The organism is Cardiobacteriaceae bacterium TAE3-ERU3 (assembly GCA_019218315.1).
In the GTDB taxonomy this organism is placed as follows: Bacteria; Pseudomonadota; Gammaproteobacteria; order Cardiobacteriales; family Cardiobacteriaceae; genus JAHUUI01.
The window spans coordinates 363,387-383,108 of record JAHUUI010000001.1 but is presented as its reverse complement, the minus strand read 5'-3'; the positions used below and the strand labels follow the sequence as shown (position 1 = coordinate 383,108).

Sequence of the window (19,722 nt, the reverse complement as noted above, 5' to 3'; positions counted from 1 at the left end):
TTCGTTCAGTGATTTCGCACTAATGTGGCGGGGGAAATGCCGTACGCCTTGCGAAAAGCTCGGCTAAATCCATCTGGGTTGCGGTAGCCAACGTGCCATGCAGTTTGCTGCAGGGTTTTGTGCTCATCAAGCAATAGGCGCATGGCTTCATTCATGCGCAGATCACGGATGTAGTTGGCAATGGTCTTGCCCGTACGAACTTTGAATTGCTGCTTGAGGTAGCACTCATTGAGCCCGATACGCTGAGCCAATTCAGTGATGGTTAGTGGCAAGTGGTACTCGCTGCGGATGATGTCGATAGCTCCATCAATTTTGTCCTTTCGCGGAAGGGCGGTGTAGGCAAAATGGTCGGCACATAAAGCGAGTATCTGGCTTTCCAACAGCAAACGGTCGTGTATTGTGACGACAGGCTGATCGATAATTCGTGCGACATGAGCGAAGATGCGCTTTGTCGGGATTGGGGCTACTGAGGTAAGAGGTGCTTTGCCATAAATATTCTCTGTGCTGAGCAGGCCTTCTTCTTGCCAGCGTGCTGTGATTTCAGGGCTGAAATCAAGTGAAATTAATCGGTTTTGCTGGTTGCCATACCATGTTGTTGCGACTTCACCCAAATCGCCGCTGCGCTGCCAGATTTGTCGTGCGCGGATGTCGATATGTTTGTGCATTGCCGTGGTGTGGATGGTATAAGCAGCATCGAGAGTGAATTGTATGCCGAAGTGGCATTGCGTGGATATGGGCACTTCTTCATGGTAGTCAGCTGCGTAGATATCACCACGAGAAAATAGAATATCGTTGCTTATCTGCCAGTATTCTCCGTGGCCGGACCAGCCCGGACGAGTGGGGATGACGCGCAGAAACTGTGTGTGGCTATTGTAAGCCTCTACTTGCCAGTGTTTATGACTGAGGGATGCGAAGGCTTGGAGGTAGTTGATATTGCATGTCATGGTCTGATGTGTCCTTGTGCGCTATTTGCGGATCAACGTTGCACCAGTTCAGTGGGCATGATGCCGTAGGTTTTTTTGAATACTTTGCTGAAGTTGGCTGGGCTGCGGTAGCCGATGTACCATGCGGTTTGTTGTAGGGTTTTGTTTTCATCGAGTAATAAGCGCATGGCTTCTTTCATGCGCAGATCGCGGATGTAGGCGGCGATGGTTTTGCCGGTGCGCGCTTTGAATTGCTGCTTGAGGTAGCATTCATTGATGCCACTGCGTTGTGCGAGTATGGCAATAGTGAGCGGCTGGTTGTATTCGCTGCGGATGATGTCGATAACATCGTCAATTTGCGGGTAGTGGTGCTTTGCTTCGGGGAGGGTAAATAGTTCGTTACACAGGGCAAGGGTCATACTTTCCAGCGCGAGTTTGTCGTTCAGCGTGATGACGGGGTGGTCAATGATTTGTGCCGTGCGTGCCATGATGCGCTGCTGTTGCGGCAAGTGGTGTTGTTTGAGGTGCGGATTGTCGCTTGCTGGCATTGTCAGCCATGACGGCAAGGCAAAATCTTCGCGCCAACGTTCGATGAGTTCGGGCGTGAAGTCAATGGTGAGGACACGGTTGCGGGTATTGTTTTGCCAGACTGCCGCGATGTCTTCGAATACACCGCAACGCTGCCAGATTTGCGGTGCATGGACGTGCAGTGGGTGAGCAAAGGTATTGCTGTATAGGCTGTATCCGGCTTCGCAGATGATGTGCAGGCCGAAGTGGCATTGCATGGACATCGGCGGTTCTTGCGCTGCACTACCGGTGGTGATGTGGGCACGGCCAAGCATCATGCCGTTGTCGAGTAGGCGGCAGTCGCCATAGCCTGACCAGCCGTTGCGTTTTGGGTGCATAACCGCTGCTTTGTCACCGTGAACTTCTACTTGCCAGTCTGTGCTGTCGTAATAAAGGTAGTTGAGATATTGGTTGGTCATGATTGATTTATAAGCTTTGTTCGGGAAAGTCGATATAGCAAACGCCGGGAGCTTTGTTGATCAATGCGCCGAGGTATTTTTCTGCCCATGGCACGAACCAGCGCCTGAAACCACGCGGATAAAGGAAGGTGACGTTGTGTACCTTGATATCTTGCCCGATCCAGCGCGATAAAGTTGGCGTGAGGTCACGGCGGTTGATGCCCCACGGCATGGGCGGCGTGCGGTAGTGCGGGGTTTTCATCCAGCCTTTGTCGCTGATACTGCGCTTGGAGAGGAAAGTGTTGAGGTAGTCGAACATCAGGCGCGCTCCGGGGAAGTGCCGGGTAAGCGCGTGGATGAAGGTCGCCATTTGTGCTTCGCTGAAGTACATGAATAGCCCTTGCGCGGTGATGAATACAGGGCGGTCGGCGGGAATGTCGCTAAACCAACTAATATCCAATGCACTTTTGCGGATGTGGATATGCTGCGTATCGGGCTTGATGAAGCGTTCGCGGATGTCGATGGCTTCGGGCAGGTCGATGCTGAACCATAATGCTTGCGGTGCGTCGATGCGGTAGCGCTGGGTTTCTAGCCCTTCGCCGAGATTGACGATGACGCCGTCGGGGTGTTTGTCGAGGAATGCGCGCAGATATTCATCAAAGAGCATCGAGCGTACGCCATGTGAACCATCGGCTTTGCCAAAGTGACGCTCGTAGTCGTATTCGAGTGCGTTGTAAATATCGAGGCAATGCGGGTCGCGAATGCAGCCGTCTTCGCGTATGGCTTCGGATGCACGGTTGTGCAGCGTCCACAGCATGGTCTCGGGTACTCCGGTTAAATTGGCTTGCTGTTTCATGATTGTGTTTCCGGAGGTGTGGTGATGTCGTGACCACTAACGACAAACATCCAAACGCCAGTGAAAAAGATGAGTGCGGCAAGGTTAAATGTTGCGCTGCCGATGTTGGTGGCAAGCTGGCTGCTCGGGAATAGGCTGCATATACCAGCGATGATCAGCGATAGTGGTAGCGGGTTAACCAATGTCATCCAACGCGGTAGGATGGAGCGTCGTCTATAAACCTGTATGGCAAACAGTAGCCAGCCAAGTGCTGCGCAGGTCAGTGAGCAACTCCAGTGCCAAAGCAAGATGGTGTAGAAGTCGTTGGCCATCTTCAAAATCGCACTGCTACTTGTGCTCGATGAGGCGAGCAGTAACTTATATGTTTCACCAGCGAAGTAAAATCCGGCATGACCGAGTGGCGAGAGTGCGTAATGGAAAAGCAGCAGGGTGATGATGATTGTGCGCATGGTTCCGGGAGCAAGTAGTGCACGGATGGCAAGCAGGGCGTAGAGATAGCCTGCGACGGTAAAGGTAGCAAGGAAGATTCCCCAGCGCTGAATAGCACTATGCCCTTCGACCATCATCAATGCAAAATCGCTATCAAGGTGGGCGGCAAGGGTCTTGCTCAGTAGTGGATAGGCTTCGGGGTCGGGGACATAACCGACCAGTAGCATGTCGCCAACCGACCATGCGATGGCGGAAAAAATACCTGCAAGTAGTGCTAACTTAGGGATATTATAAGCTTTAATATTTTTTGTTGGCTTCATAATGAAAACTCGTTAAAGTATTTGCTTCAACGATATGGTTGGGGTTGACTGCAGATACAACATAAAAGCCATCCTGATCTTTAACTAACTGTGTTTTTAATTGAAGGCTTTCTCAGCTTGCATGGAAATATACAAAGTAGAGCAAAGAGCCTTTATTTGAGGATAAAGATAAATGAGTTTCATTATTACAAATAATAGTCGTTACTTGCAGTACTTTATCCATTTTATGTTGGGTTGGGCGTTGTCTCTCTAACATTAGATATGCGTCGGTTATGGCTTTTGAAAAGGAGTATTGATCATGCAATGGTTGAAAAGCCTATTTGGTAAAAAGAAGAATGAGTCTGTCGTAGAGGTCGAATCAGAGGAAGAAGGGGGCGTCAGGTTGCCATCCGCGTGGGCGTTGCCGGTTAGCGGTGAAGTTGCCAGCTTGAAAGGGTTGCCCGATCCCGTCTTTGCTAAAGGCATGATGGGGGCCGGGTTTGTTATCCATACAGATGCGCCGACATTATGCAGCCCAATCAATGGCGCTGTATCTGCTGTTTTCCCAGGTGGGCATGCAATTGGGTTGACGACTGATGAAGGTGTTGAAGTGTTGATCCATATTGGCCTCGATAGCGTGAATCTCAAAGGGGAAGGTTTTCATCCGCACGTTCGTGAAGGGGATCAAGTCAAGATCGGCGATCCGTTGGTCGATATTGATTTTGCACTACTGAAGCAGCGCTTATCCAATAGTGAAGTCATCGTTCTTTTCCCAAATGTGGAAGGGGGAGAAATTACCGTCAGTGATCAAGAGCTGGTTTGGCAGCCGGAGGTGCAGTAATGGATTTGAGTAAACTGGCTACTGAGCGCACCAATTCAGCCAGTAGTGATATTGATCGCTGCAGTACGGAAGACATTTTGCGTATCATCAATGCTGAAGACCAAAAAGTCGCGCCGGCAATTGCCACCCAAATTCCGCAGATCACCTCTGCAGTAGAAAAGATCGTCAGTGCATTGCGCAGTGGTGGTCGGCTGATCTACATCGGTGCTGGAACTTCTGGCCGCTTGGGTATTTTGGACGCCACAGAGTGTCCGCCAACCTATAGCACCGATCCAGATCAGATTGTCGGCTTGATTGCCGGTGGGCGTGAAGCGGTATTCCGCTCAGTTGAAAATGCTGAGGACAATGCGGAATTGGCGGTGGATGACCTCAAAGAAATCCATTTTAGCCAAGATGACGTGCTGGTCGGTATTGCAGCCAGTGGGCGTACGCCGTACGTCATTGGTGCTTTGCAGTATGCGCAGTCGTTGGGTGCCGTGGCTATTGCCGTTACCTGTACTGAAGAGAATCCAATGCAGGCACATTGTGATATAGCGATTTCGCCGGTGGTCGGTGCGGAAGTTGTGACCGGCTCAACGCGAATGAAAGCGGGTACAGCACAAAAGCTGGTGCTCAATATGCTGACCACGGCAACGATGATTCGCCTCGGCAAGGTGTATCGCAATTTGATGGTCGACGTAAAGCCGTCTAATGCCAAGCTGGTACAGCGGCAGAAAAATATTGTGTGTACGGCGACCGGCTGTGATGAAGCGGCCGCCAGTCAGGCCTTACAGCAGGCAGATGGTGAAGCCAAAACGGCAATCATCATGCTGATGCTGGGGCTTGATGCCGAAAAAGCGCGTGCGCTACTCGCCACTCATCAAGGCGTCACTCATGCGGCGATTGATGCCGTTTCTTCCTCTTCTAGTCAAGGAGCATAGCCATGGCTAATACGATAAACCGTGAGTCATTAACCACATTGATGGATTTGCTCGGTGGGGCAAATAATATTACTGAAGTCAGCAATTGCATGACGCGTTTGCGCCTTAAGCTTGCTGATGAAAGCCTCGTCGATGCAGAGAGTATTAAGCAGCTGCCATGGGTTTTGGGGCTGGTCGTTGCCGGAGGGCAGCATCAGGTGGTGCTTGGTGCGGGGAAGTCCGGGCGTGCAGCAGAAATCATGCGCAGTCTGATTGCAGAAGAAGTGGATGGGCAGCCAGTACAGCCGGATTTGGCCGATATTTCCAAACAGAATAAGCAGGCCGTCAAAGCGCGGCAAAATCGTGGTGTGCAGAATTTTTTCAGTACTTTCGCGACGATTTTTACGCCGCTGATTCCGGGCTTTATCGCCGCCGGTTTGTTGCTCGGTATCGCAACGTTGATTGGGCAAGTGGCTGGAGAAGAAACGCTTGCCAGCTCGGCATGGCTGGGCGACCTGATTGCCTATATGAAAGTGTTCGGTAAAAGCCTGTTCAGCTTCCTGGGTATTCTGATCGGCTATAACGCGGCGAAAGCATTTGGTGGCACTGGGGTTCACGGTGCGATTCTCGCCGGGCTGTTTGTGCTCGGCTATGACGCAGAAGCGACCAAAGGCATCTATTCCGGCATGGAGCAATTTTTTGGCTTCACGATTGATCCGCGTGGCAACATCATTGGTATTTTGATTGCCGCAATTGTTGGCGCGAAAGTTGAGCAGTTTGTGCGCCGCTTTATCCCCGATAACCTCGATATGATCCTGACCTCTACCATTACGCTGTTGATCATGGGATGCGTCACGTTCTTATTGATTATGCCTTTGGGTGGCGTGTTGTTTACGGGTATGTCGTGGCTATTCAGCAACCTCAATGGTAACCCATTCGGCAGTGCCATTCTCGCTGGATTGTTCCTCGTTGCGGTAATGCTCGGTATTCATCAGGGCTTTGTGCCGGTGTATTTTGCACTGGTGGAAAGTCAGGGCTTTAATGCACTGTTCCCCGTTTTGGCAATGGCCGGTGCCGGACAAGTTGGCGCTGCATTGGCGCTGTATGCCCGTGCTGCAAAAGATAGCCTGCTGCGTCAGCAAATTCGCGGCGCGATTGTCCCCGGATTTTTGGGCATCGGTGAGCCGCTGATTTACGGCGTTACCCTGCCGCGCATCAAGCCGTTTGTCACAGCCTGCTTGGGCGGTGCGTGTGGTGGCTTCACTATTGGTTTGATTGCTTGGCTTGGTTACCCAGTCGGCCTCAATACCGTATTTGGTCCTTCGGGATTGCTGGCATTGCCATTGATGACGTCAAATAGTGGTGTATTCCTCGGTATGGGCGTGTATATCACCGGTATGGTCGTTGCGTGGATCAGTGGTTTTGCCATTACATGGCTGTTCGCCAGCCGTAATGTCGATCTATCATAATAATTAGGGGAGATAACTCGATGAATACGCTGTTTACGACGTTAGATTGGGTGGTTTTTGTCGCCTACTTTGCACTCATTGCTTATATCGGCTGGTACTTTAGCCGTAAGAAAATCACCACAACGCGCGATTACTTTTTGGGCAATAACAGCATGCCGATGTGGGTCGTTGCCGTATCGGTATTGGCGACGTCCCAGTCAGCGGCAACGTTTCTCGGTGGGCCGGACTCCGGCTATCGCAGTAACCTGACCTACCTCGCGACCAATATCGGCGGTATTCTTGGCGCATTATTCGTTGCGTGGATTTTGATCCCGCGCTTTTACCAATTGCGTGCGGCAACGGTCTACGAGCTGCTCGAAGCCCGCTTCGGTGAGCGCTCAAAGCGCCGTGCGGGGATCATGTATTTGGTCGGGCGCGTGTTTGCCTCCGGTTCGCGTTTGTATATGGCGGCCATCGCGGTTTCGATGATTTTGTTCAGCAATATCTCTCCATCAAGCGTGGTGAGTGCGGTTGCTATCATCACGGTCATCGGCCTCGCCTATACCTATATGGGCGGGATTCGTTCGGTTATTTGGAGTGATTTAATTCAGCTGATTGTCTACGTCGGTGCGGCAGTAGCGGTGGTGTTTTATTTATACACTCAAATTCCGGCCAGCTTTAGCGAGATCGTCAGTGCGCTGCAAAATCCCGGTAATGGCCAGGCATCAAAGCTGACCCTGCTCGACTTTAATCTCGATTTTAGCCCCAAAGGTACGTTTAGTTTCTGGGCGTGTATTACCGGGTTCGTCTTGCTCAATATTGGTGCTTTTGGTCTGGATCAGGACATGACGCAACGCTTGCTGACTTGTAAAGATGCCAAAGAAGGCTCTAAAGCGATGATCTACTCGATCGTCTATTCGATTCCGATTGTCTTGGTGTTCATGTGCATCGGTTTGCTGCTCTATATCTTCTATCAGCGCCCGGAATTGATGGGGATTACTGGTAGTGGCGAAGTGGAGCAGACATTCAGCGGTGAAAAAATCACCATCTTTATGTACTACGTACTCAATGAAATGCCGGCTGGCTTGCGTGGATTAGTCACGGTTGGTGTGGTCGCGGCGACGCTTTCCACGCTGAACTCTGGCCTCAATTCCATGTCGTCCGTTGCCGTACAGGATATTTACCGTCCGTGGTCTGAACACCGTGGTAAAGTCCACGCAGAGGAGCATTACGTCCGTGCTGGGCGGATTGGCATGGCCATCGCAGCGATTGCTTTGGGCAGTATGGCAGTGCTGTGCTTCTATTGGCAGCGCTATAGTGATATGTCGCTGCTTTCTTTTGCATTGAGCGTTATGGTCTTTGCTTATACCGGTCTGCTCGGTGTGTACTTCACGGCTATCTTTACTCGCCGTGGTAGCGAAACATCAGTATTGATTGCGCTTATCGCTGGTTTCTTGACCACGCTACTGCTTCAGCCATACGTGTGGGACAGCGTGATGAATGCCGTTAATCCTGAGTGGGCTGGGCATTATCTCGCCTTCCCATATCAGCTTTGTGTCGGTACGTTTGTCGCATTTGTGATCTGTATTGCCGGTAACAACAGTGCAGGCATACAGTACAACAGCAAAGGATAAGCTATGGTGCAGAAATACTATATTGGTGTGATGTCTGGCACCAGCCTTGACGGGGTTGATGTGGTTTTGGTCGATATGGCAGACGGACAAACTGTGCTGGTTGCGCAAAGTGAATACGCTATGCCGGCTGAACTCAAGGCAGACATTTTGGCAGCTTGCAGCGGTGAGCCACAGTCGCTGCAAGCGGTAGGCGAACTTGACCGAGCGCTCGGCTGCTTGTTTGCAGCGGCGGTTAATCACCTACTCGATGAGCATCAAATTGATCGCAACAGCGTACGGGCAATCGGATGTCACGGCCAGACAGTCTGGCATCAGCCGGATGGTGAGCACCCATTCACCATGCAGATTGGTGACGCCAATATCATCGCCGCACGTACCGGCATCGATACAGTCGCTGATTTTCGCCGCAAAGATGTCGCTTTAGGTGGGCAGGGTGCGCCGCTCGTGCCCGCTTTTCACCACACATTATTTGGCTCGCCTGATTCCAGCGTGGTCGTGCTCAATATAGGAGGCATTGCCAATATCACCGTATTGCGCCCTGGGCAGCCAGTACTCGGCTACGATACCGGCCCCGGCAATATGCTGATGGATAGCTGGTATCAGCAGCAAAGTGGCGAGCATTATGACCGCGATGCGCACCTAGCGCAGCAAGGCGAGGTCAATCAAGTATTGCTCGATAAGCTGCTGCAAGAACCGTGGTTGGCACGATCCGCGCCGAAAAGTACCGGCCGTGAATTGTTCAGTAAGGCGTGGTTAGCTGCGCAATTAAACGGTATTGATACTTCTGCTGCAGATGTGCAGCGCACTTTGTGTGAGTACACAGCGGTGACCATTGCTGCGCAGATTACTCAGTGGCACAGTGGCGAGCATGCGCAAATACTGGTGTGCGGTGGCGGCGCGCGTAATCCACTGCTGATGCAGCGCTTGCGCGAACTATTGCCGGATTGGGACGTCTCGCGTACTGATGATCATGGCGTCAGTAGCGACTATATGGAAGCAATGGCATTTGCATGGCTCGCTTACCGCTTTGAGCAGCGCTTGCCGGGCAACGTGCCCGAAGTAACGGGCGCATCACGTCCGGCGGTCCTTGGCGTACTCTATCCGGCCGCGTGATCGACACACCGCTGCGCACCCGCTAAGATGAAGCCAATATTTTTCACGGCAGAGCGATGAATCAAGAAAAAGCGTTGGCGATTTTGAAGTCGGGCAGGAATGTGTTTCTGACCGGTTCGGCGGGTAGCGGCAAAACCTATTGCCTCAATCAGTACATCGACTACTTGCAGGAGCGGCAGGTCGCTGTCGCGATTACTGCGAGCACGGGCATCGCCGCGACGCATATGAATGGCATGACGATTCATTCGTGGAGTGGCATCGGGATTCGCGATGCATTAAATGATGCACAGCTCAAAGCGCTATCCGACAAGCAGTACATGCGCAAGAAAATGGATATGGTGCAAGTCTTGATCATTGATGAGATATCGATGCTGCACCGCCGTCAGTTTGAGTTGGTTAACCGGGTATTGCAGCATTTCAAAGGTAACGAGTTGCCATTTGGCGGTATTCAAGTGGTCTTTTCCGGTGACTTTTTTCAGCTACCGCCGGTGACCCGTGAAGAGCAGCGTGCGGCTGATAAGTTTTGCTTTATGTCCGGTGCGTGGGTCGCGGCCAGCCCACAGGTGTGTTATCTAACCGAGCAGCACCGTGCTGAAGATAACCAGCTTAACCGCTTACTTAACGACATCCGCAACCAATCCATTTCCGATGCCTCACAAGCATTAATCCAAGGCAAATTGGATGAAGGCATGGCCGCTGCCGAGCACTTCCCGCACCTCTATCCGCACAATGCCAATGTGGACAATATCAACGCCCGTGAACTGGCTGCGATGGTTGGTGAAGCGCATACCTACACTGCAGTTAAAAAGGGCAATGAAGTATTGGCTGATACCTTGGCGCGCAATATTCTTGCACCAGAAGAGCTGACCTTGAAAGCTGGAGCGAAAGTGATGTTCGTCAAAAACAATCCGGAGAAAGAAACCTTTAACGGTACGCTTGGTGAAGTGATTGGTTTTAATGGTGAGGGTGTGGCGCGAGTGCGCCTGCTCGACGGGCGTGAAGTCTATGCTGATGCAGAAAAATGGCAGGTTGAGGATGAGCGCGGCAAGGTCTTGGCAAGTGTTGAGCAAGTGCCGCTGCGCCTGGCATGGGCCATTACTGTACACAAAAGCCAAGGTATGACGCTGGATGAAGCGAGCGTGGATTTGGCGAAGACTTTTGAATGTGGGCAAGGGTATGTTGCGTTGTCGCGGTTAAAACATATCGATGGACTACGCCTGCTTGGCATGAATGATATGGCGCTGACCCTTGAGCCATTGGCACTTAAAGCTGATGAACGCTTTCGTGCGCTGTCTGAGCAACACGATGCAGCGCTTCCTTTGCATGAACTACAAAATGAATGGGATGGCTTTATTCACCGCAGCGGAGGAGAGACTGACCCAGGCAAGATTGCCGCAGCAAAAATGAAGCAGGAAAAAATCCCGACCCACATGATCACCAAAAAATTGCTGCTTGAAGGCAAAACCGTTGAAGAGGTTGCTGAGCAACGAGGTATTCAGATTGGCACGATCATCGGCCACCTCAATGATTTGAAAGATGATCCTGAGATAGAGCTGACCACCTTTGTGCAACGTGATGATTCGCTGGTTGCCAAGCTTGAGCCGCTACTTGCTGCGCAGCCTGCTGATGAACCGCTGCGACTCAAGCCTCTATATGAAGCCCTTAATGGTGAGCATAGCTATAATGACATTAAGCGTGCTTTATTGTTTTGTGTACGGCGTGGCGAGTAAATAGTATCTATACAGTAAGCGCTTAACGTCATTTTCTATTTGAATGCGTTGTAGCTGGGGATTAGCAGGTTGTCTTGCTCTGCAATCCTTTTTCCTCAGCCAAGCCGCGTACCAGCAAGTCGGCAGTACGCTCATTCATGGCAACAGCAATATGATAGACCGTCGAAATGCGCAGTAATGCTTTGACGTCTACATCATGCGGGACGGCTGATAGCGGATCGTAAAAGAAAATCAGCACGTCGAGCCGACCTTCTGCGATCATTGCACCGATTTGCTGGTCGCCGCCGAGTGGGCCAGAAAGCATCCGTGTGACTTTCAAACTGGTCGCTTCTTCAATACGCTTGCCAGTGGTGCCAGTCGTGAATAGCGGGCATTGGCTGAGCCATGCTTCGTGCTTGCGCGCCCATTCAATCATGGCGTCTTTACGCGCATCGTGGGCAACCAATGCGATACGGGGATTGGAATATGCCATTGTTCTCTCTCCTTATATGAGCAGAATAGATTTAAGTTATGTGTGCGGGTGCTTATGTTAATGTTTGTCCGTAGCGTGCTAATTCAGAGACGATTTCTTCATGCAGGCTATGCCAGTACCAATAAAAGCCTAAGCCTGTTAGTGCAATGGCAACCCAACTTATCCACTGATTACGCAATTTGTATCCGGCGATGAAGGCCAAAGCGATCAGCGCGCCGGTCAATGCGCCGCCAATATGCGCAGCGTTATCGATCCCCGGCATTAAAAAGCCATAGCCAATGTTGATGCCCATCAGCACAATTAATGCACGGGTATTGAGCTGCGAGTCTTTGAGTGGCAATTTACTCAAAGCAGCCAGCGTCAGAGCTGCACCAAGCCCCATAATGCCTCCAGATGCACCCACGGCAATATAGTACGGTTCGCCATCGAGTAGCGCGTGCCAAGTTAGGTAACTATTGAGCAGCCCGCCCCCAACCGCTGATAGTAGGAATATGGCGAGAAAGCGCGCATGGCCGAATAACGGCTCGGCTGCGAGACCAAAGACATACATCGCCAGCGCATTAAACACCAAATGCGTTAGCCCGGCATGGATAAAAGCGCTGGAAATCAAGCGCCACGGCTCACTACCCATGGTCAGTGGAAATGCATTTGCGCCCCAGCGTTCGAGATCATCAAGAGCCGGGTCATTGATGTCTATGCCGGTTAGCACCTGAAGCACAAAGATCAATACAAAGCTGCCAGCCAGTGATACGGCAAGCGGTGCACGCTTGAAAGACTCGGCAAGGGTCATGAGGTCTCCTGTCAAATATTTTGGCTGCATCATAATACCAAGGCTGAGAGATTGCTGCTTTTTGTATATGGGCGTTACAATAAGCACAATTGGCAACTAATTAGGAGCATGGGCAATGAGAAGTCTTGGTGAATTTATCGTTGAAAAGCAAAACCAGTATCCCGATGCCAAAGGTGATCTAACCGGCATCTTATCCGCTTTACGGCTCGCGGCAAAAGTACTGCATCGCGATATTAACAAAGCCGGGCTGATTCAGGATTTTCTTGGTGAAGCCGGATCAGATAACGTTCAGGGGGAAGCGCAACAAAAGCTGGATGTCATTGCCCACAATACGCTGAAAAATGCTTTTCTTGCCCGCGATGATGTTGCCGGATTTGCCTCGGAAGAAGAAGACGATATCGTTATCTTTGAGAGTGAAAAAGGGCGCAATGCCAAGTACGTTATCCTAACTGATCCACTGGATGGTTCATCGAATATTGATGTCAACGTTGCGGTAGGTACGATCTTCTCTGTGTATCGCCGCTTATCGCCAGTTGGTGGGCCGGTCACGTTGGAGGACTTTTTACAACCAGGTAACCGTCAGGTTGCGGCTGGTTACGTCGTTTACGGCTCTTCAACCATGTTGGTTTATACCACTGGCAATGGTGTTCACAGCTTCACGTACGACCCAACCGTTGGCATTTTTGGCTTGTCTCAAGAAGCGGTACATATTCCCGAAGATGGCAGCATTTACTCAATCAACGAAGGCCAGTACCTCAAATTCCCATTGGGGGTAAAGAAATACCTCAAGTATTGTCAGGAAGAAGATGCTGCTACTGATCGTCCGTATAAATCGCGCTATATCGGCTCTTTGGTATCGGACTTTCACCGCAATATGATTAAAGGTGGTATCTACATTTATCCGTCTGCAACCAGCTATCCAAATGGCAAATTGCGCCTACTCTATGAATGTAACCCAATGGCATTTCTTGCTGAGCAGGCTGGCGGCATGGCTACCGATGGCTACCGCCGTATTCTCGATATAGAGCCAACCGAGCTGCACCAGCGCGTACCACTGTTTATCGGCTCTAAAAATATGGTTGAAAATGCAATGAAATTTATGAGTGATTTCCCGGATTAATCCAGTTAATTTGGTGATTAAATTATAGTAAAATGAGAAACGTTTTTATGTGGCTGGATCCAAGGACGTGCTGCAAGAAACGTTTCGCTTCAATTTAATATGGAAATACTATGCTTAAGTCACTCTTTACTTTTGATAAATTCATTACGCCGCGGGCTATTGTCGTACTTTACTGGCTGATCATTATCTTTTCCGTCTTGGGAGGCATTGGCCTAATGTTCTCAGGTATGGGGAGCCGCTATGGTGGTGGGTTTACTTTTGCCGGATTCCTTTCTGGCTTATTCTCCATCATTTTAGGCATCATCATGGCGCGCGTATGGTGCGAATTAATCATGATTTTCTTCCGTATCAATGAAAATCTCGAAGCAATCCGCGACAAAAACAAGCTGTAATTAGTGGTGCTGCTATTTCATAGGAGCCGCTAACTTTAAAGCCAACCGATACGGTTGGCTTTTTTATGGGCTGCTGTAGTTAGCGATTCCATGGCATTTTTTGCAGCAGCAGTGCCATGCCGCACCAGCCGGTAAAGCCTGCAACCAGTAGTCCGCAGCTAACGAATAGCGTCAAGATTGCACCGGCCTTTATCCCTGCAATGGCGAGCAATGAGCCGATAAAGATCAAGCTACCCACTGCGATAAATACCTGACGATTAAGTGGCAAGGTCTTTTTCCCGCCTGATTGAGTGGAGACGACTGGCAATGCAGCTTGTTGCCAAGCCTCGATGCCGCCAGTCAGGTTGTAAATCTCTTTATTCCCGGGCACTTTTACGAGAGCTTGTTCAGCGGCCAACTCACCACGCTTGCCCTTTTGGCATTGGAAAACCAAAGTCCGCGTTTCTCCTGAAAGCTGGACAAAATGTGGCTCAATGTTGGTTAGTGGCAATGAGATGGCATTGGGTATGTGGCACTCGGCAAATTCAGCAGCTTCACGCACATCAATAAGCAGCACTTCGCCGCGCTGTAGCTTCTCAGCCAAAGATGAAGCATCAATTGTCCGAACGTTACTCATCATTATTCTCCTTACAATAAAGGTCATGCAGCAGGGTCAGCACTTTCGCTACCCGTGGGTCACTCAATTCATAAATCAATTCACGGTGCTTACGGTGATAATCAATAATGCCGGCTGAGCGCAGCCGCGCCAGATGGTTGGACATTGCAGTTTGGTTGATATCGGCAAGCTCGGTGAGTGCGGTGACGTTCATCGGTTGCTCTGTTAACGCGCAAAGTACGGTTAGACGGTGCGGATTGCTAATCAGTTTCAATAGATTGGCTACTTCTGTCGCCTTGGCCGGGATGTCATTACTCATATCATTGATTGTAGAATCTTTATTCATTTATATATGATATTACAATATTATGATGTTATGAGCATATGATGCAAAAATAACATTACAGAGTGAGCTGTGCTCAGAAACAAAAAAGCCAACCCCGTGGGGTTGGCTTGGTATTTTGAGTGCGCTCGTCTAGATTGCGTGATCAAACAGCAGTGAGATGGCTGTTTGCCTGCTGATACTATCCAGATAGTCGCGGATGCCATCCGGCCAATTAATGCCTTTGACCGTAGTCAAGTTACGCAGGATAGGGAAAATGAGGATGTCTTCCATGCTTGGCGCTTTGCCGTTCGCTGCGTCTGTGCTAAGAATAAGGGCATCGAGCGCCTTGAGGTCTTCATCAAGTTTGGCAATGTATTCATCGCTGCGCGCAATTTGCGCGTCGAAGTCGCCAACAGTTTCTGTTTTCTTTTTGGTGTAGTAGTCCACTGCAGATGGGGTGGCAAACTCCGCAAAGTCAATTTTTGAACTGCGTGGCAAAATCAGGTAAATAGCGTATTTGTTGATTTTATCGAGTAGGTCGTTCAATGCTGGACGGACGTCTTCATCAATGGGTTGTTCAGCCAATTGATTGACGTACTTGACGATATCCAGACTTTCGCCCATGGCTGTGCCATCTTCTTTCACCAAGATAGGCAGCATTTTTTTGCCAATGAGTCGGTTTGGCGTTTCTTCATCGTCATTGGCAAGAATTTCACTGTCAACCGGGATGTTGCGGAAGCCAAATATCATGCGTGCGCGTGTGCAGAATGGGCAATGATCATAGTAATAAAGCTTCATATACGTGCTCCTTAAAAAGGGGATGTATGGCGGACACTGCGGCACCAGTGCAAAGTGGCTCCGATGACGGACACAGGCATGGCAAACAGATTGAGTACCGGCACCATCATCATCAGGGTTGAGAGGCCACCAAAGCTGAAGGTGTCGAGAGGCTTACCGCGCAAGCGCCGGCGCTGATCATCGAAGCGAATGCCGTGGTTGGCCATCGGGTAGTCCATATACTGCAAGTAGCTGACCCATGAAGAGTAGGCGAACCATAAAAATGGCGCAGCAATGTTGATGACCGGAATAAAGCTGAGAATGACCAGTGGAATGGCTCGGATAAGGAAAAACACCGTCTTGCGAATTTCCTGACCAATAGTGACCCATGCTTCTTGCGCAAGGCTCATGCCTGAATCAGGCTCGATACCGGTTTCCATGCGTTCGACGGCTGCTGAGAGGAAGCCGTTAAATGGTGCGGCAATGATGTTGGCAATCAGGCTAAAGGTATAGAACACGATAATGCCAAACATCACAGCCAGCAGCGGCCATAAAATCCAGCGCAGATAGTTCAGCCACGACTCGGCCGGCATGAAGTGATCCATCACACTATCGAGATAGTAGATGAACCCCCATGTTGCACCGGCAAATACGAGTACGTTAATCGTCAGCGGTATCCACACAAACTTGCGCAGGCCGGGGCGAGAGAGCCAAGAGAAACCTTCTACTAATGCTGATAAAGCTCGCATTAGGCATCCGTCTCTTGGTGGGCTGTGGCTTCCTGGCGCAGTATGTTTTTAAACAGCTTGCCGAGAGTCTCGAGCTCGTTGAGTCGAGGATAATTTGGGCGGGTCACCAGTGCTAGGCGGCGATGAGGCCCTCTGACGGACAATGGAATAAACGCAACCCGGTCTTTCATATGGTTAAGGTAAGGCAGCGCCATTTCTGGTACGAACGTCAGGCCCATATCATTCAAGCTCATTTGCATCAGGGTATTGAGGCTGGCATGGCGAATGCGGCTCTTGCCCTGCTCTTTGCTGAATTTGCAAATTTCCATGATTTGGTCTTTCAAGCAGTGGCCTTCGCCAAGCAGCAGTAGTTCCGCACTTTGCAGCTGTCTGCTGGTGAGCTGATCCTTCTCGGCCAATGGATGGTTACGCGGCACCATCACGTAGAAATTTTCTTCGGCAAATTCTAGTGCGGTCAGCCCGGGCACGTCATATGGCTGGGCAATAACCGCAGCATCCAGCGTGCCGTTGTGCACGTCGTTAAGCAGGCGATCGGTGAGGTCTTCGTGAATATCCATATTGAAGTCAGGGTAGTTTTCACGAATGGCCGGCAGTGCTTTAGGTAATAGATAAGGTGCAACGGTCGGGATAAATCCGATCGCCATACCAAAGCTGAGCACATCATCGCTGGCCTTGGCGCGTTCAACAAGCTGCTGTGCATCGAGATAAACCTTTTGTGCGCGCTCAAGGAGCTCTGCACCGATCGGTGTAATCACGACTTGCTTGTTGTTACGTTCAAAAATAATCACACCGAGGTTTTTTTCCATCTCGGCAATGCCGAGGCTCAGTGCAGACTGGGATACCTTGCATTCATCCGCAGCGCGCTTAAAATGGCGATGACGTGAGACGGCAAGGGCGAATTGGATTTGACGTAAAGTAATCATGATGACATCCAAAAATAGTAAAGTAATAGGGTGATAAAAAACATTCTATTTCTATAATAAGAAAAATTAAATCCTGATTTAAATACTTTGAAATTTTATCATCAAAAAATCAGCGTATAATGAATTTGAAATTTATGATAACTTTTATTTTAACGGAGTGTAAATATGTCCATCATTAATAAATCTATACCAGAATTTACTGTTCAAGCTTTTCACAATGGTGAGTTCAAAACAGTGACCCATGAAGACGTGCTCGGCAAGTGGGCAATCTTCATTTTCTACCCAGCTGATTTCACCTTCGTTTGCCCAACTGAATTGGAAGATATGGCTAAGCAGTATGACGCACTGCAGAGCTTGGGCGTAGAAGTTTATTCTGTCTCTTGTGATACTCACTTCGTACACAAAGCATGGCACGACACTTCTGAAGCAATCGGCAAAATTACTTACCCAATGCTTGGCGACCCAACTGGCGTACTCGCTCGCGGCTTTGACGTCATGATCGAGTCAGACGGCCTTGCAGAGCGCGGCACTTTCCTCGTCGACCCTGATGGCTTGATCAAAGTTGCTGAATTGCACGATGGCGGCATCGGCCGTAGCGCTAAAGACATGGTTCGCAAAGTCAAAGCAGCACAATACGTTCGTGAAAACGACGGCGAAGTATGCCCGGCAGCTTGGGAAGAAGGTCAGGAAACCCTCAAGCCAAGCCTTGATCTGGTCGGTAAAATCTAAATCTGTGCTCAGCCACCAGCATCGCCAAACAGCCCTTCGTGGCAACAGCCGCGGTGCTGGCTGGTTTGACCAGCATTTTAGAATGCCCCAAATCAACTCAAAGCCGGTCCATGACCGGCTTTAAAAGGTATATATGATAGGTAAAACAAATGATAGATAAAGAAACGTTAGGCGCAGTAAAACAATACGCCGAAAGAATTACTTCCCCCGTTACCCTTGTGACCGGCACTGGCGCGCATGAAAAGCGCGATGAACTGCTCGCTTTCCTACGCGATATTGCCAGCGTATCAGACAACATCATTCTCGATGAAAGCGGCGATATCAGCTTGCCGAGTGGCGTCAGCTTCCGTTTGGACAATGAAAAAGGCGATACCGGTATCGTATTCAGCGGTATTCCTGGTGGGCATGAGTTCAGCTCGCTGATCCTTGCACTGCTACAAGCAGGTGGCAGTGAACTCAAGCTCGATCCATCTATTCAATCACTGATTGCCGGTATTGATCATGAGCTGAAGTTCCAGACTTACGTCTCGCTGTCTTGCCACAATTGCCCGGATGTCGTGCAGGCGCTGAATCAGTTTGCATTACTTAACGACAACATCAGCAACGAAATGATTGATGGTGGACTGTTCCAAGAGCAGGTCGAAGCCAATAATATTCAAGGCGTCCCTGCGGTATTTTTGAACGGCGAACCATTTGCCAACGGCAAAATCGACACAGCCAAGCTGGTTGATAAATTGCTTGAGCGCTACCCGGAAGTACGTGATTACGGCAGTAGTGCATCATCATTGCCATTGCAGGATGTTACTGTTATCGGCGGTGGCCCGGCTGGTGTCTCAGCGGCTATTTACGCAGCGCGTAAAGGCCTTGCAGTGACCTTGATCGCTGACCGTATCGGCGGACAGGTTAAAGATACCATGGATATTGAGAACCTGATTTCTGTGACCAAAACCACCGGCCCTGAACTTGCCGGAAAACTGCACACCCACTTGCAATCCTATCCGGTCACTATCCGCGAAAATCTCAGCGTCGATAAGCTCATTCGTGGCGAAGGTCAGCATCAGATCGTACTCAAGACCGGTGAAAAGATCGATACTAAGACGGTTATTGTTGCCAGTGGTGCTAAATGGCGTGAGCTTGGCGTACCGGGTGAGAAAGAGAACCTCGGTAACGGCGTTGCCTATTGCCCGCACTGCGATGGCCCGTTCTTTAAAGGCAAGCACGTTGCCGTTATCGGGGGTGGTAATTCAGGTGTCGAAGCTGCGCTGGATCTGGCCGGTATCGTCAAGCACGTCAGTGTATTTGAATTCATGCCTGAGCTGAAAGCTGATAAAGTCTTGGTCGATGCCATGGCAAAGCGCGACAATATCGACGTGTACACCAACGCTGCAACCAAGGAAATCAAGGCTGAAGGCGGCAAAGTTGTCGCACTTAAATACCAGAACCGTGACAACGAAGAGCATACCGATCTCGCATTGGACGGCGTCTTCGTACAAATTGGTTTGGTGCCGAACAGTGAATTTGTCGGTGAAGAAAGTGGCGTGAGCAAGACCCGCTTTGGCGAAATTGAAATCAATGCCAAAGGCGAGACCAACGTACCGGGCATTTTTGCCTGTGGGGACGTGACCACGGTGCCTTACAAGCAAATCGTCATTGCGATGGGCTCGGGTGCAACCGCCGCACTGTCTGCATTTGATTATCTGATTCGTTTGTAAA

Annotated in this window: 21 protein-coding genes; 10 read left to right on the top strand and 11 right to left on the bottom strand. The window is 50.1% G+C overall.

What is annotated here, in order from left to right; all coding sequences use genetic code 11:
- Positions 1–5: 5 nt before the first annotated feature.
- The 4 genes from KRX19_01735 to KRX19_01720 are packed head-to-tail and all read right to left on the bottom strand — an operon-like array spanning position 6 to position 3,493.
- The gene (locus KRX19_01735; protein ID MBV7433732.1) at positions 6–944 is read right to left on the bottom strand and encodes an AraC family transcriptional regulator; all 939 of its coding nucleotides are present in this window, start codon (positions 942–944) and stop codon (positions 6–8) included.
- A gap of 32 nt (positions 945–976) precedes the next feature.
- On the bottom strand, positions 977–1,909 hold the full coding sequence (locus KRX19_01730) for an AraC family transcriptional regulator (protein MBV7433731.1): 933 nt from the start codon (positions 1,907–1,909) through the stop codon (positions 977–979).
- Positions 1,910–1,916: 7 nt separating this feature from the next.
- Complete coding sequence (locus tag KRX19_01725) at positions 1,917–2,744, bottom strand: class I SAM-dependent methyltransferase (protein MBV7433730.1); 828 nt, start codon at positions 2,742–2,744, stop codon at positions 1,917–1,919.
- On the bottom strand, positions 2,741–3,493 hold the full coding sequence (locus KRX19_01720) for a hypothetical protein (protein ID MBV7433729.1): 753 nt from the start codon (positions 3,491–3,493) through the stop codon (positions 2,741–2,743). The genes KRX19_01725 and KRX19_01720 overlap by 4 nt, the downstream gene beginning before the upstream one ends.
- A 298-nt stretch (positions 3,494–3,791) precedes the next feature.
- Here KRX19_01720 and KRX19_01715 point away from each other — a divergent pair, with 298 nt between their 5' ends.
- From KRX19_01715 to KRX19_01690, 6 genes are read left to right on the top strand one after another with little or no spacing between them, the layout of a single operon-like run.
- A complete protein-coding gene (locus tag KRX19_01715; protein MBV7433728.1) occupies positions 3,792–4,313 on the top strand; it encodes a PTS glucose transporter subunit IIA in 522 nt (173 codons plus the stop codon).
- A complete protein-coding gene (gene murQ, locus KRX19_01710; protein MBV7433727.1) occupies positions 4,313–5,233 on the top strand; it encodes an N-acetylmuramic acid 6-phosphate etherase in 921 nt (306 codons plus the stop codon). The genes KRX19_01715 and murQ overlap by 1 nt, the downstream gene beginning before the upstream one ends.
- Positions 5,234–5,235: 2 nt before the next feature.
- Positions 5,236–6,681 carry a PTS N-acetylmuramic acid transporter subunit IIBC gene (gene murP, locus KRX19_01705; protein MBV7433726.1) on the top strand — a complete coding sequence of 482 codons (1,446 nt, stop codon included), beginning with the start codon at positions 5,236–5,238 and terminating at the stop codon, positions 6,679–6,681.
- 20 nt (positions 6,682–6,701) lie between these two features.
- Entirely contained in the window at positions 6,702–8,294 is a 1,593-nt protein-coding gene (locus KRX19_01700; protein MBV7433725.1) for a sodium:solute symporter, read from the top strand.
- 3 nt (positions 8,295–8,297) lie between these two features.
- Complete coding sequence (locus KRX19_01695) at positions 8,298–9,407, top strand: anhydro-N-acetylmuramic acid kinase (protein MBV7433724.1); 1,110 nt, start codon at positions 8,298–8,300, stop codon at positions 9,405–9,407.
- Between the two features lie 56 nt (positions 9,408–9,463).
- A complete protein-coding gene (locus KRX19_01690; protein ID MBV7433723.1) occupies positions 9,464–11,137 on the top strand; it encodes an AAA family ATPase in 1,674 nt (557 codons plus the stop codon).
- A 61-nt stretch (positions 11,138–11,198) separates the two neighbouring features.
- Here the strand turns inward: KRX19_01690 and KRX19_01685 are convergent, their stop codons facing one another.
- Positions 11,199–11,609 carry a methylglyoxal synthase gene (locus KRX19_01685; protein ID MBV7433722.1) on the bottom strand — a complete coding sequence of 137 codons (411 nt, stop codon included), beginning with the start codon at positions 11,607–11,609 and terminating at the stop codon, positions 11,199–11,201.
- Between the two features lie 52 nt (positions 11,610–11,661).
- Positions 11,662–12,399: a rhomboid family intramembrane serine protease gene (locus KRX19_01680; GenBank protein ID MBV7433721.1), complete on the bottom strand. Its 738-nt coding sequence runs from the start codon at positions 12,397–12,399 to the stop codon at positions 11,662–11,664.
- Between the two features lie 115 nt (positions 12,400–12,514).
- Here KRX19_01680 and fbp point away from each other — a divergent pair, with 115 nt between their 5' ends.
- Both fbp and KRX19_01670 read left to right on the top strand, forming a co-directional pair.
- Positions 12,515–13,519: a class 1 fructose-bisphosphatase gene (gene fbp, locus KRX19_01675; protein MBV7433720.1), complete on the top strand. Its 1,005-nt coding sequence runs from the start codon at positions 12,515–12,517 to the stop codon at positions 13,517–13,519.
- Positions 13,520–13,629: 110 nt separating this feature from the next.
- The gene (locus KRX19_01670) at positions 13,630–13,911 is read left to right on the top strand and encodes a DUF4282 domain-containing protein (GenBank protein ID MBV7433719.1); all 282 of its coding nucleotides are present in this window, start codon (positions 13,630–13,632) and stop codon (positions 13,909–13,911) included.
- Between the two features lie 79 nt (positions 13,912–13,990).
- On the opposite strand, the gene KRX19_01665 is transcribed toward KRX19_01670, so the two are convergent.
- The 5 genes from KRX19_01665 to KRX19_01645 all read right to left on the bottom strand — a co-directional run bounded on the left by KRX19_01665 (position 13,991) and on the right by KRX19_01645 (position 17,280).
- On the bottom strand, positions 13,991–14,530 hold the full coding sequence (locus KRX19_01665) for a rhodanese-like domain-containing protein (protein ID MBV7433718.1): 540 nt from the start codon (positions 14,528–14,530) through the stop codon (positions 13,991–13,993).
- Complete coding sequence (locus KRX19_01660) at positions 14,520–14,852, bottom strand: metalloregulator ArsR/SmtB family transcription factor (GenBank protein ID MBV7433717.1); 333 nt, start codon at positions 14,850–14,852, stop codon at positions 14,520–14,522. The genes KRX19_01665 and KRX19_01660 overlap by 11 nt, the downstream gene beginning before the upstream one ends.
- Positions 14,853–14,981: 129 nt before the next feature.
- Entirely contained in the window at positions 14,982–15,629 is a 648-nt protein-coding gene (gene grxB, locus KRX19_01655) for a glutaredoxin 2 (GenBank protein ID MBV7433716.1), read from the bottom strand.
- 11 nt (positions 15,630–15,640) lie between these two features.
- Complete coding sequence (gene cysZ / locus KRX19_01650) at positions 15,641–16,357, bottom strand: sulfate transporter CysZ (GenBank protein MBV7433715.1); 717 nt, start codon at positions 16,355–16,357, stop codon at positions 15,641–15,643.
- Positions 16,357–17,280: a LysR family transcriptional regulator gene (locus KRX19_01645; GenBank protein MBV7433714.1), complete on the bottom strand. Its 924-nt coding sequence runs from the start codon at positions 17,278–17,280 to the stop codon at positions 16,357–16,359. The genes cysZ and KRX19_01645 overlap by 1 nt, the downstream gene beginning before the upstream one ends.
- 165 nt (positions 17,281–17,445) lie before the next feature.
- Between KRX19_01645 and ahpC the strand changes: the two genes are divergently transcribed.
- Both ahpC and ahpF read left to right on the top strand, forming a co-directional pair.
- Positions 17,446–18,009 carry a peroxiredoxin gene (ahpC, locus tag KRX19_01640; GenBank protein MBV7433713.1) on the top strand — a complete coding sequence of 188 codons (564 nt, stop codon included), beginning with the start codon at positions 17,446–17,448 and terminating at the stop codon, positions 18,007–18,009.
- A gap of 149 nt (positions 18,010–18,158) precedes the next feature.
- Positions 18,159–19,721, top strand: coding sequence for an alkyl hydroperoxide reductase subunit F (ahpF, locus tag KRX19_01635; GenBank protein MBV7433712.1), 1,563 nt, complete (start codon positions 18,159–18,161; stop codon positions 19,719–19,721).
- Position 19,722 lies beyond the last annotated feature (1 nt).